The following is an 11,253-nucleotide window of genomic DNA, read 5'->3' as shown; positions in this document are numbered from 1 at the left end:
GCCCCCGCTCGAGTGTCCTACCGCCCCGCGCGCTCCGCCGCGATAACGAGAGTTGAATCATGCGTCCCATCAAGCTGTGTCCGCTTTGCCCTGCGCCGAGAGGCGCCCTTGAATAGCCGCGCCAACGGGGCGTCACCAATTGACGAGCCCCGCGATGCATCGCTTCCAGCCGAGGGCAGGGTGAGGACGTCGATGCGGCGCCACATGATCGGGCCGGTCGCTATGGTTTTCGTTGCCCTCCTCGCCGTCAGTGGTTCCGTACCGGCATACGCGGTCGCACCCGACCCGCCTTCCGGACCAGGGCAGAACGTACCGATGTCCAGGCCGGCGCAGAGCCTGCAGGTCAGTCCGGCTGCAACGATCACAGTCCAGCGAGACGACTACACCTCTGCCGCGGCTCCAAAACCGAAGCCCAAACCCAAGCCCGCCGCGCAAGTCCAAGCCGCCAGCGTCGCCGTCGGAACCGGCCAAGGCTGGTTGCTGCCGGTAGCAGGCCGGATCAGCTCTGCCTTCGGCCCGCGCCCCAACGCGCCGGTCGCCGGTGTCAGCTCATTCCACAAGGGCGCCGACATCGCCGCGCCCTGTGGCCAGCCCGTGCGCGCGGCACAAGCGGGAACCGTCATCGAGGCCGGATATCAGGGCAGTTACGGCAACTGGGTCCTGATCGATCACGGCAACGGAATCCAGACCGGTTACGCCCACAACAGCCAGAACGTTGTGACCAAGGGCCAGCGAGTTGCCGCTGGCGCCACGGTCGCCCTCGTCGGATCGACCGGCGCGTCGTCGGGTTGTCACGTGCACTTCGAAACCCGTGTTGGCGGAGCCCAAGTTGATCCGGTGTCGTTCATGAGCTCGTGGGGCATCAGGCTCGGCTAAGAGTAATCGCCACGAGGCGAACGACCTCGTCAACGGTCGAAGTAGTCGCGCATTAGGCTGGACGCATGAGGCAGACGGCGAGTTGGCGGGGCAGGACTTCCCGCCCGACGGGCTCGAAGGCGACCGACCTGAGTCACCAGTTGACTCCGCCCACAGGGCATATCGTGCAGCTCGATGTCGGCTGAGATTTCTCGCTCTACCCGCCGATCGGGCAAGCGATTCGTGAGGCTATTTTCCGGCACGGTCGCCATCCTCGCCGTGGTGGTCGGCGCTCTGACGGCGGCGAATTTCACGCAGGGGCCGCGTCTCACTTCCGCCGAGCTCAACCTCGAGGGGGCTGTAGCGCGAAGCGGCCAGCGTCTGTTACTGCAGACCAACCAGCCGCTCGTGTCCGTGGACGAGAAGCAGGTGACGGTCGAACCGAAAACGGATGTCACTGCGACCGTCGCCGACTCCGCGATCACGATCCAGTTCACGGGCATCCTCCGCTACAACACCACGTACACGGTTAAGGTCCGCGGAGTCCAGGGGACATCCCAGGACGCCACGTCAACACTGGAGCATTCGTTCACCACTCCGGACAGCGACATCTACTCTCTCCAGCGCGATGTGCGCGTTGACGACGCCGGGCTGAAGCGGTCGGACACGATCCGACGGACGACGATCCTGGGTCGCGGCTCCGGGGAGGCTGTCTTCAGTGCGCCACGAATCCAGGAGTACGGCGTCCTCGCGGACGCTCTGGCTGTGGTCACAATCGGCGAGGACGAGACGTCTTCCCTGGAGATCGTCTCTCTGTCTGGCGCGGCGCAGGTACCGGTGCCTCTTCCGACGGAGGGGACGGTTAAGCGGCTGCGCACGGCCGCGTCGGAGAACCTCATCGCCTACACCTTCACGAGTTCCCCGACAGCTCCCGGGCCCAAGTACCGGGATACCCCGTTCGTCTACGATCTGGCCGCCGGTTCGGGCCTTCCAACGGAGGTGGCGGGGCTCGACGGGCGGCCGATGTCAGTGGTTGATCTGGACTTCATTCCTGGCACGACCTCGCTCGTGGTCCAGGCGGAGGATGAAAACGTGTTCCTCCTCGATGCTCTCAAGGAAGGCAAGAAGGGCACCCTCACTCCCCTCGGGCAGCATTCTGAGATCCGCGGATTCATCCCCGGCACCAAGGAGCTCGTGGTCGCCGATCCGACACAGGGCGCGACCATTGACCTCACGGATGGCACGGTGACGGTGCTTGACCTTGCCGAGAGCGTCCTCAGCGACACGGCGTACCCGGGCCAGCTCGTCCTCCTGGATGGCCAGGGTCGGTATGCACGGCAATTCGATCAGGAGTCGACAGACACCACGGAGATGATCTCTGCGATCACGGTAACTGACGACAACGGCTCGAAGATCGTCTACCAAACGCCATCCGAGTCTTCCCGCGTCCGTAACTTCTGCGTTTCTCCGAACGGACAATTTCTCGCCGCGGAGATCTTCTCCACGGATGGTAAGAGCGACTCCTACCCCAATCTCCCGGCCACCACCGGTTTGACGATCGTCCTGATTGACCTGGAAACGGGTGCAAGCAACCGCAGCATCTCCGGGTTCCTCCCCGGCTGGTGCCGGTGACTCCCGGCCGGCGCCGGAAACTCACATACGATGTGCATATGAGCCAGACCCTCACCGTTCGGCGCGGGCCTGCACTCCGGTTGACGCTGGGCCTCACCATCCTGGCCGCGCTCATCCTCACTCGGATCGTGTCCCCGCCCACGGGCGAAGCGGGGATGGCGGATGCCGCGCGCGACTTCGTCACACTGTCGATCAGCGTGGTCATCGAGTCCCTCCCGTTTGTGTTCCTCGGCATCATGCTCTCGATCGTGGTGCAGACCTGGCTCCCGGAGGGGTACCTGCTCCGCCGCCTGCCCCGGAACCCGGTGGCGCGGCGGGTTGTCCTGTCGCTGCTCGGGATGCTGCTGCCGGTCTGCGAATGCGGCAACGTCCCCCTCGCCCGGGGGCTGATGGCCAGGGGCCTGACGGTGGCCGAGTCGATGACGTTTCTCTTTGCGGCGCCGATTCTCAACCCCGTGACGATCATGACCACCTACCAGGCGTTCGGGTGGGACGACGGAATCCTGGTTTCCCGCATCCTGGGCGGGTTCCTCATCGCGAACCTCGTGGGTTGGATTTACAGCCGGCACCCCCGGCCTGAGTCCCTGCTGACGCCCCGGTTCCAGGACACCTGCGCCCTGGGCGACCATCACGGTCAGCCGACTGGGAAAATGCGGCGCAGCGCGGTCCTGTTCACGCAGGAGACCAGCGCCATGTTGCCGGCGCTGTTTGTCGGCGCCGGGATCGCGGGGCTGATCCAGGTCGGCGTTTCCCGCGAGGTGCTCGTCGCCATGGGAGGCAACCCGGTCTGGTCAGTGCTCGCATTGATGGTGCTCGCATTCGTCATTGCGATCTGTTCCAACGTGGACGCATTCTTCATCCTCTCTTTCGGTGGGACGTTTATGCCGGGCGCGATCGTCGCCTTCCTTGTTTTCGGGCCGATGATCGACGTGAAAATGCTCGCGCTCCTGCGCACCACCTTCACCGCGAAAACTCTCCTGCAAGTCACGCTCGTGATCGGGCTATGTTCTGCAGCCCTTGGATTGGCGGTCAACTTCCTTGTTTAGACGACTCGTGAACCAGTGGCAGGGCGTTCTGCTCAGCCTCGTCGGCATCATCTCCACGGTCTGGCTGGGAATCACCGGGCAACTCGGGTTGTACATCCACCCGCGATACTTCGTTTTCACGATCATCATGGCTGTCATCGCCGCGGTCCTTGTCGTTGTGGCTTTCGCCGTCGTTCCCCGTCCGTCAGACGAGGAAGCAATCCTGGACACCGGTGGACGGCGGGGGAGATGGCTCTGGTCAGCGGGGAGCGTCCTGATTATCGTCGCGGCCGTGGTCACGCTCCTGGTCCTTCCTCCATCGACGCTGACCTCGGCAACGGTCAAGCAGCGCGATCTCAACGGATCGGCGTCGACGCTCACCCAGGCAGAGGCGAGCGGTTTGATCGGCGGCGACTACGCGGCGTTCACCGTGCGGGACTGGTCGTCGTTGCTCCGACAGGGCGCCGGCGAGGACTTCTTCGCCGACAAAACCGCGACCGTCACGGGATTCGTCACCCCGGACAAGAGCGACCCCGAGAACGTCTTCTTCGTCGCCCGCTTCTTCGTCAGCTGCTGCGCCGTGGATGCCCAACCCATCGGCATCCCCGTCTACTACCCGGGGTGGCAGGACGAGTTCAAAACAGACAGCTGGGTCACCATCAGCAGCGGCTTCAAGATGAACCCGAGCGCGATCAGCGACGAACAGATCGTGCTCGTCCCCGACGCGATCACGCCCACAGAGCGGCCCGCGGAGCCTTACGTCTACTAAGGGCGCCTGAGTTCCTGCCCCTCACGACCAGGTAGGTCGAGGGCCGCTCGCCGAGCCCCGAGAGGGGCGAACAGGGACCCGCAAGCCGGGCACCGAAGCCGCAGGACTTGCGGGCGTGTTCCGCCACGCGATTCCAGGTATCTCGCGACTGAATACTGCCGTTTTACTGCACGCCCGGAAGCGCGGCCCGCGGGCATCGCGCTGGCGGCACAGCGCAGATCATTCCACTTACGGCCGCGAATCGAACCCCAAGGATTTTCGAGCCCGTCGAGCCCGTCGAGCCCGTGTCTCGGGCGAGAGGACTATCGCCTCTCGCGTTGTCACTTGCCGAGACTCAACGGCCGCTCGAGGACGGCGAGGTGAGCGTCCCTTGGGCCTCGTCAGTTGTCGCCGCTGTCGTCCACGCCCGGGCGGCGACGATCCCGGCGAGCACGGCGATGGCGGCCAGGATGAGGGCGGTCGGGGCGAGCCCGAGCGTCGCGCCGAGGATCCCGGCGAGCGGGTAGGTGGCGATGAAGCAGGCATGGGAGAGCGAGAACTGGGCGGCGAAGACCGCAGGCCGGTTGGTGTCGTCGGAGTGGCGTCGGAGGAGCCGGGCCGACGGGGTGAGGATCAGCGCCGTCGCGGCGCCGAGCACGAACCAGACCGTCAGCACTCCCGGCCAGGTGGCTGGGGAACCAGGCGCCAGGGTGAGGAGCGCAACGGCGATGAGCCCGACCGGGAGGATGGCGCTTCCGATCAGCATCACGCGCCGATCTGGAAACCGATCCAGCACGCGCGGCAGGGCGAGGGCGACGATCATGGAGCCCAATCCGTAGCAGGCGAGGGTAATCGCGAAGTCGACCTGGCTGCGTCCGAGGCTGTTCTGCACGAGGATGATGGTGTTGACGATCACCATCGCGGTGGACGCGGCGACGACGAGGTTCATCGCCAGCAGCGCCCGGAGCGGCGGGGTGCGCCAGAACACGCGCACACCCCGAGTGAGCCGGTCGAGGAACGGCGTGCCTGCGGTGACCCTCATCGCCGGGAGGGTGGCGGATAGCACGAGCGCGGCCGAGCCGGCGAAGCCGAGCGCCGTCCCCACGAACAGGGAATGGTAGCTGATCACGGTGAGCAGTGCCGCGGCGAGGATCGGGCTGAGCAGCGACTCCAGATCGTAGGCCAGGCGGGACAGCGACAGCGCCCGCGTGTATTCGCTTTCCTGGGGCAGAACATCCGGGATCAGCGCCTGGAACGCGGGCGTGAAGGTGGCGGATGCGGCCTGGAGCACGAAGATGAGGACGTAGATCTGCCACGCCTCGGTGACGAAGGGGAGCGAGATCGCGACCCCGGCGCGCAGGACATCCGAGGAGACCAGCAAGACCTTGCGGGGAATGTGGCTGGTGAGCGCGGACACGACAGGGGCGACGCCGACATAGGCGAGCATCTTGATCGTCAGCGCGATGCCCAGGACGATGCCGGCATCCCCGCCGGCCAGATCGAAGGCCAGCAGCCCCAGGGCGACGGTGAGCAGGCCTGTGCCGATCAGCGCCACCACCTGGGCGCTGAACAGTCTTCGGTAGGCCGAGTTCCGCAGGACCTCAAGCACGGGCGCCGGCCTCGTGCTCGGTGCCGGCGGTTTCGTACGGGTGCCGGTGGTGGGCCGGGACGCCCTCGAGGGCGTGCTCGGCCTGGAAGATGGCGTCGGCGACGAGCTGACGGGCGTGTTCGTTCGCGAGACGATAGAACACCCGGGTGCCTTCGCGTCGGGTGGTCACGATGCGGGCCAGGCGCAGCTTCGCCAGATGCTGTGAGACGGCGGCCTGGGATTTGTTGACGGTTTCCGCCAGCTGGTTCACAGCCAGTTCCGTGTCTCGCAGCGCGAGGATGATCCGAATGCGCGTGGCGTCGGCGAGCATCGCGAACACCTCGACGGCTAACTCGACATACTCACTGTCCGTATCCAGCGCGCAACCATCCGTATCTGCATTCATACGCAGATTATTGCACATGCGGGTTCATGTCCTCGACTCCCGTTCGCGCAGTCCTCGGCATGCAGGATCTCGACCCGCATCCGAGTCATCAGTTCAGCACCACGTCGCGCCACGTCTTGCCGAGGTCATCGCTGGCCATGATCCCTCGACCGCTGGCCACAACCAGTCGAGACATCGGCGTTGCGGCGTAGGTGAGAGCTTCGGTCTCGCCCTCAATGGTGCCGGTGGATGTCCATGGCTTGCTCCCCGATTGGACCCAGACGGTTCCGTCCACGGTTACCCCGATCAGCCCGCCGGCCTTCTCGTCGAGCGAATCCAGAAGGTAGAGGGGCGGCGCGCCCGGGACGAGGGTGAAGGTCTGAGCACTGTCGGTGCTGACCGCCAGTCCGTCGGCGGTGGTGGCGTAGAGCGTGCTCGGCATCGTCGGGTCGACGCTCAGATCGCGCAGGGCAAGCGTGGCGCCGGCGGCCCATGTGCTGCCGCCATCCCGGCTGATCGAGACGGTGCCGGCGGACTCGTCGTGCCCATAGATGCGGGTTGTGTTGCCGTCCGGGGCCACGGCAAGGTCGTGGAAGTCGGTTTGCCCGCGCAAGGAGATCGTTTCCCAGGTGGAGGCGTTGTCGCTGCTGGTGATCAGTCCGAGATTTGGCGGGCTCACAGCCGGTTCTTCGGCCGGGTCCGGATGCCCGGACCCAAACATCGTGTCTCCGCTCATTGTGAACCCCATCGTGTCCTGCGCTCGCCCGGCTATGGGTCCCTCGAGGTCGCCGGCGCGAACCGTGTCGGCGTCCAGGGGTGGGAGTTCGAAGACCCCGGCATGGGTGGCGGCGAATGCGGCGCCGGTGGCCGGGTTGATGCCGATCCCGTGGACGTGGCCGAAGGCGTCACCGCTCTCGGCCGCAGGTTCCTGCCCGCGATCAGTCGGGACAGAGCATCCGGTGAGTGTGGACGCCACCGCAACTGCCGTGAACACAGCCGCCCGGAACCTCGGTGTGTTGCGGATGCTCGCTTTATTGCCTGCGGTGACCATGGTTTTCCTTGTCGGTGTGGTGCGGTGAGCGGACCAGGTGCTTGTCAGCAGCAGGTGTCCGCGTCGAGGGTTCGCTCGCCCGTGAGTGCGCTGATCGGCACGGCGCAGGTGTCGCCCTTCCATGCTTCCAGACCTTCCTTGACGGCAAACCCGGCAATCACGAGAGCGGCGATCGAATCCGCCCACGCCCACCCCAGCAGGGAGTTGAGCAGGAGCCCGCCGAGGAGCGCGGCGGACAGGTAGCTGCAGATGAGGGTCTGTTTCGAGTCCGCAACGGCCGACGCCGATCCCAGCTCACGGCCGGTGCGACGTTCGAACCAGCTCAGGACCGGCATGATGGCGAGGCTGACGGCGGCCAGCGCGATCCCGACCGGGCTGTGTTCCGGCTCGCGAAGGCCAAAGATCGACAGGCCCGCGTCGACGATCACGTAGGCGGCCAGGCCGAAGAACGAGTACGCCACCACGCGCAGCGCAACCTTCTCGCGCTTCTCCGGGTCGGGGGCGGCGAACTGCCAGGCGATCGCGGCGGCGGAGAGCACTTCGACGATGGAGTCGAGACCGAAGCCGATCAGGGCGGCGGAGGAGGCCACGGTGCCGGCGGCGAGAGCGATGATCGCCTCGATCACGTTGTAGGTGATGGTGACGGCGACGATGATCCGGATCCGGCGTTGCAGGATCCGTTTGCGGCCGGGGTCGATGACGCGGGCGGGGCCGCTCGCTGTGGCGGTCATGCTCCGGTCCCGCAGTAGTGGGGCAGGTCGCAGTTTTCGTCGGGGCATTCGACGCCGTCGTCCACCGCGAGCACAACGTCGAAGAGCGACGTCAGCGCTCGGGCCAGGTGTCGGTCGGCGACTTCGTACCGTGTCTGCCGGCCCTCGGGCACAGCGGCAATAATGCCGCAGCCGCGCAGGCAACTCAAATGGTTCGACACGTTCGACCGTGTGAGATCGAGGTCGCGCGCCAGCTGGGCGGGATAGCCGGGCTGTTCGAGCAGGGTGAGCAGGATCCTCGACCGGGTCGGATCGGCCATCGCCCGGCCGAGCCGGTTCATCACATCGAGACGCGAAGCAATGGTCAGCATGCACTGACTATACAGTCAATAGTGACGAGTGAGCGCGCGAGCCAGAAGACCAGCAACCGATCTGACCACCCTGCCGCTCAACCGTTCGCGAGGCGCAGGACCACGCTCCCCTTCTTGCGCCCCGTGTCGACGAAGCGGTGTGCCGGGGCGATATCGGCCAGGTCGTAGCTTCGGTCGATGACCGCGTGCAGCCGACCCGCTTCGGCGAGCCCGACCAGGAAGGCCAGCGCTTCGGCTGTGTACGCGACGTTGCCCGCGGTGACCAGCTTTCCGCTCTGTGCGCTGTGCCGAGACGCCAGCAGGATTCCCTTCAGGTCGGAGATGACGAGCAACAGCGCACCGCCGGGGTTGACGCACGCCCCCGCCCGTTCGAACGGGGCATTGCCCACGCAATCCATCAAGACGTCGTAGGACTGCCCCTCGGTGAGGAAGTCCTCCGTGGTGTAGTCGATCACCCGGTCCGCGCCGAGCGCGGTGACCAGGTCCCGGTTGGCGCCGCTGCACACCCCCGTGACGTGCGCACCCAGCTCCTTGGCGAGCTGCACCGCCGCGGTCCCCACCGCGCCGGACGCGCCGTTGACGAGCACGGTGTCGCCCGGTTTGACGGTGGTTCGGCTGAGGAAGGCATGGGCGGTGATTCCGCCAAACACGAGGGCCACGCCCTCCTCGAAGCTCATGTTGCGTGGCTTCGCCGTGATCGCGCCACCCTGCGGAATGCACACGTACTCGGCGTGCCCGCCGAACGTGCCGCCGAGCATCGCGATCACCTCGTCGCCGGGAGCGAACAACGTGACGTCCGCGCCCACGGCCTCGACGACGCCGGCGACATCCATGCCCAGGACCCGTTTGCGAGGGCGGAAGACGCCGAGCGCGAGCGCGACCATGAGGCCCAGTCCTTTCGGGGCGGTACGCCCGCGAGCCCGGTGGTCAGCGGCGCTCACCGTGCTCGCGTGAACCTTGACGAGCACCTCGCCCGGCCCCGGCGCGGGTTTGGGCAGCTCTTCAATGAGCACCACCTCCGGAGCCCCGAACCGGCGATAGACGGCGGCTTTCATTCGGGAATCCTGAGCCTGGGTGCGAGTTTCCGGTTGCATGTTCATGGTGACTCCTTCTTTTAGGGTGTGGTTATCAGGGGTGCGGTTGTCGAGGGACTGAAAGCATTTCGGGCCGGCCTGGCGCGCCGACGGATGACGTACTCGGCTACCGCGAGATTGATCAGCCAGGCGGCACCGATGAACACGGCTCGGGAGAGTTCGTTGGAAGAGCCGAAAATGATCGATTGGGGGATGAGCACCAGGGCCTGGGTGCCGGCCCCCACCCCGATCGCGTAGGCGCGGGTCATCCATGCGCTGTGCCCGATGAAGTCCCGGCGCACAATCCCGCGAATCCCGAGCCCGATACTGGCCACCATCGCGCACCCGAAGACCAGCCGAAGCACCAGAAGGATCGCGCCGTCTCCGGGCGGGTGTGGGTAGAAGACCGCCATCCACATGCCGGAGAGCGCGGCGAGCAGGCCGGCGGGGATGAGGATGCGCCCGGCGAGGCGATGCCAGCCGCCCCTGCGGCGACGCAGAGCGGGCACGAATTGGAATGCCCCGAGCAGGCTGTACACGGTCACGCTCACGATGTGCGTCACGACGGGCACGGGGGAGTCGAGGAACCGGGCGTTCTGCGGGGTCGCGACGGCCCCGCCGGTCAGCTCGGTGAGTCGCGCCGCCCCGGCGAGCACCGGGATGAGAGCGAGGAGGATCAACCCGGCGGGCGCCAGCCACTGCCCTCGAGGGCCCCTGGTTCGATTGCCGCGGTTTAGCGCGGCAGTCGCGATGTCTTTCGTCATGGTTGTCTGCTCCTCAACACGTTGACCGAGATCAATGTCACGCCCAGGTTGCCGACACGTCGGAGCAGCCCGTGCAGCGCGGCCTGATCGGTGACCGGGCCCGTGAGGGTGGTCGTTCCATCGCTCTCGTTGGCCAGGGTGAAGCCCTCGAACCAGTCGCTCCAGCTCTCATCGAGCTGCCCCTGGAGGCGAATCTCATACCGATCGAGTCGGCCGTGCCCGCATGGCATCGGGTTTCGCTCACTCATCGCGCTCCTCCTTTCGCGTCGCACGGGACATCCGTCGTCGTCAGATTGCCGGCGTCCGGTCGAGGCGGGAGGCCTGCTCGCCGGAGGACGTCTGGGCTGCAAGCCTGCGCTGATCCGACCAGAGCGAGTACCCGAGCCAGATCAAGGCCAGGCCCATCGGGATGGCGGCCATTCGTTCGAGGGTGTGCGGCAGCAGCGCACCGGCAATGGGCGTCACCGCCGCGGCGGCGATGAGAAGGATGCCGGCTCCGCGTGACAGGACCCGCGCGCGGAGGATGGCCACACCGAACAGGATGGCGCCGACCACGTAGACACCGGCTCCGACCAGGGGGAGCGCGGCGAGGGGACCGAGGTCGGTCACGGCCTGGTGCCGGCCGAAGAGGCCGACGAAGTCCTCGGCGAGCTGCGGAGCGTCAACGGCAATCAACGGCGCGATGAACGCCTCGGCGAAGACGAAGGCCGACTGCAGGATGAAGAAGAGACCGAACATCGCGTAGCCGATCAGACCGAGCAGCCCGAACTGTCGCACCTGGCGAAGGTAGATGCCCGTGATGCCGATCACGCCGAGCACGGCCATGCCGAAGCTGAGACTGTGCACGCTCACCCAGGCCTGGGTGGTGAGGGAGTCGACCTCGTCGCCGGGATGGATGAACTGGATGACGATGTAGATCAGCCCTGACAGGGCGGCGGCGAGGGGGGCCGCTCGGGTGAGGGTGGACGTTGTGATGCTCATGGCGGCTCTCCGATGTTCTGAGTTGCCCAGGCGGATGACTGAGCACGACCCGAACCTACGGAGACATGTG

At 66.3% G+C, this 11,253-nt stretch carries 13 protein-coding genes; 4 read left to right on the top strand and 9 right to left on the bottom strand.

Annotation, left to right across the window (positions count from 1 at the left end; all coding sequences use genetic code 11):
• Window positions 1–315: 315 nt before the first annotated feature.
• The 4 genes from E3T33_RS08460 to E3T33_RS08445 all read left to right on the top strand — a co-directional run bounded on the left by E3T33_RS08460 (window position 316) and on the right by E3T33_RS08445 (window position 4,281).
• Window positions 316–876, top strand: a complete 561-nt coding sequence (locus E3T33_RS08460) for a M23 family metallopeptidase (protein WP_166784446.1) — start codon at window positions 316–318, stop codon at window positions 874–876.
• A gap of 393 nt (window positions 877–1,269) precedes the next feature.
• Entirely contained in the window at window positions 1,270–2,487 is a 1,218-nt protein-coding gene (locus E3T33_RS08455; RefSeq protein ID WP_134575129.1) for a hypothetical protein, read from the top strand.
• A gap of 38 nt (window positions 2,488–2,525) precedes the next feature.
• On the top strand, window positions 2,526–3,533 hold the full coding sequence (locus E3T33_RS08450) for a permease (protein WP_092323694.1): 1,008 nt from the start codon (window positions 2,526–2,528) through the stop codon (window positions 3,531–3,533).
• A gap of 7 nt (window positions 3,534–3,540) precedes the next feature.
• Window positions 3,541–4,281 (top strand): TIGR03943 family protein, encoded by a 741-nt coding sequence (locus tag E3T33_RS08445; RefSeq protein WP_092323692.1) that lies wholly within the window; start codon window positions 3,541–3,543, stop codon window positions 4,279–4,281.
• 334 nt (window positions 4,282–4,615) lie between these two features.
• Here E3T33_RS08445 and E3T33_RS08440 read toward each other — a convergent pair whose 3' ends face one another.
• The 9 genes from E3T33_RS08440 to E3T33_RS08400 form a co-directional block, all read right to left on the bottom strand.
• Window positions 4,616–5,869: an MFS transporter gene (locus E3T33_RS08440; protein ID WP_092323691.1), complete on the bottom strand. Its 1,254-nt coding sequence runs from the start codon at window positions 5,867–5,869 to the stop codon at window positions 4,616–4,618.
• Entirely contained in the window at window positions 5,862–6,254 is a 393-nt protein-coding gene (locus E3T33_RS08435; protein WP_174775380.1) for a metalloregulator ArsR/SmtB family transcription factor, read from the bottom strand. The genes E3T33_RS08440 and E3T33_RS08435 overlap by 8 nt, the downstream gene beginning before the upstream one ends.
• 88 nt (window positions 6,255–6,342) lie before the next feature.
• Window positions 6,343–7,209, bottom strand: a complete 867-nt coding sequence (locus E3T33_RS08430; RefSeq protein ID WP_134575128.1) for a F510_1955 family glycosylhydrolase — start codon at window positions 7,207–7,209, stop codon at window positions 6,343–6,345.
• A 119-nt stretch (window positions 7,210–7,328) separates the two neighbouring features.
• Entirely contained in the window at window positions 7,329–8,015 is a 687-nt protein-coding gene (locus E3T33_RS08425; protein ID WP_092323686.1) for a cation transporter, read from the bottom strand.
• Window positions 8,012–8,365: a metalloregulator ArsR/SmtB family transcription factor gene (locus tag E3T33_RS08420; RefSeq protein WP_092323685.1), complete on the bottom strand. Its 354-nt coding sequence runs from the start codon at window positions 8,363–8,365 to the stop codon at window positions 8,012–8,014. The genes E3T33_RS08425 and E3T33_RS08420 overlap by 4 nt, the downstream gene beginning before the upstream one ends.
• A gap of 77 nt (window positions 8,366–8,442) precedes the next feature.
• Window positions 8,443–9,465: an NAD(P)-dependent alcohol dehydrogenase gene (locus tag E3T33_RS08415; RefSeq protein WP_241982881.1), complete on the bottom strand. Its 1,023-nt coding sequence runs from the start codon at window positions 9,463–9,465 to the stop codon at window positions 8,443–8,445.
• A gap of 14 nt (window positions 9,466–9,479) precedes the next feature.
• Window positions 9,480–10,202 carry a DUF2306 domain-containing protein gene (locus E3T33_RS08410; RefSeq protein WP_092323682.1) on the bottom strand — a complete coding sequence of 241 codons (723 nt, stop codon included), beginning with the start codon at window positions 10,200–10,202 and terminating at the stop codon, window positions 9,480–9,482.
• Complete coding sequence (locus E3T33_RS08405; protein WP_198414451.1) at window positions 10,199–10,450, bottom strand: hypothetical protein; 252 nt, start codon at window positions 10,448–10,450, stop codon at window positions 10,199–10,201. The genes E3T33_RS08410 and E3T33_RS08405 overlap by 4 nt, the downstream gene beginning before the upstream one ends.
• A 40-nt stretch (window positions 10,451–10,490) precedes the next feature.
• Window positions 10,491–11,183, bottom strand: a complete 693-nt coding sequence (locus tag E3T33_RS08400; RefSeq protein WP_134575127.1) for a hypothetical protein — start codon at window positions 11,181–11,183, stop codon at window positions 10,491–10,493.
• Between the last annotated feature and the right edge of the window lie 70 nt (window positions 11,184–11,253).

Source organism: Cryobacterium sp. TMT1-2-1, assembly GCF_004403955.1.
In the GTDB taxonomy this organism is placed as follows: Bacteria; Actinomycetota; Actinomycetes; order Actinomycetales; family Microbacteriaceae; genus Cryobacterium; species Cryobacterium psychrotolerans.
Note: the sequence above shows the minus strand (reverse complement) of the source record. Positions and strands in the feature narration are given on the sequence as shown.

Bases quoted from the DNA above. Each gene is read 5' to 3' on its own strand.
- E3T33_RS08460 (WP_166784446.1), top strand. From the start codon at position 316: ATGTCCAGGCCGGCGCAGAGCCTGCAGGTCAGTCCGGCTGCAACGATC.
- E3T33_RS08450 (WP_092323694.1), top strand. From the start codon at position 2,526: ATGAGCCAGACCCTCACCGTTCGGCGCGGGCCTGCACTCCGGTTGACG.
- E3T33_RS08435 (WP_174775380.1), bottom strand. From the start codon at position 6,254: ATGAATGCAGATACGGATGGTTGCGCGCTGGATACGGACAGTGAGTAT.
- E3T33_RS08425 (WP_092323686.1), bottom strand. From the start codon at position 8,015: ATGACCGCCACAGCGAGCGGCCCCGCCCGCGTCATCGACCCCGGCCGC.
- E3T33_RS08420 (WP_092323685.1), bottom strand. From the start codon at position 8,365: ATGCTGACCATTGCTTCGCGTCTCGATGTGATGAACCGGCTCGGCCGG.
- E3T33_RS08415 (WP_241982881.1), bottom strand. From the start codon at position 9,465: ATGAACATGCAACCGGAAACTCGCACCCAGGCTCAGGATTCCCGAATG.
- E3T33_RS08410 (WP_092323682.1), bottom strand. From the start codon at position 10,202: ATGACGAAAGACATCGCGACTGCCGCGCTAAACCGCGGCAATCGAACC.
- E3T33_RS08405 (WP_198414451.1), bottom strand. From the start codon at position 10,450: ATGAGTGAGCGAAACCCGATGCCATGCGGGCACGGCCGACTCGATCGG.
- E3T33_RS08400 (WP_134575127.1), bottom strand. From the start codon at position 11,183: ATGAGCATCACAACGTCCACCCTCACCCGAGCGGCCCCCCTCGCCGCC.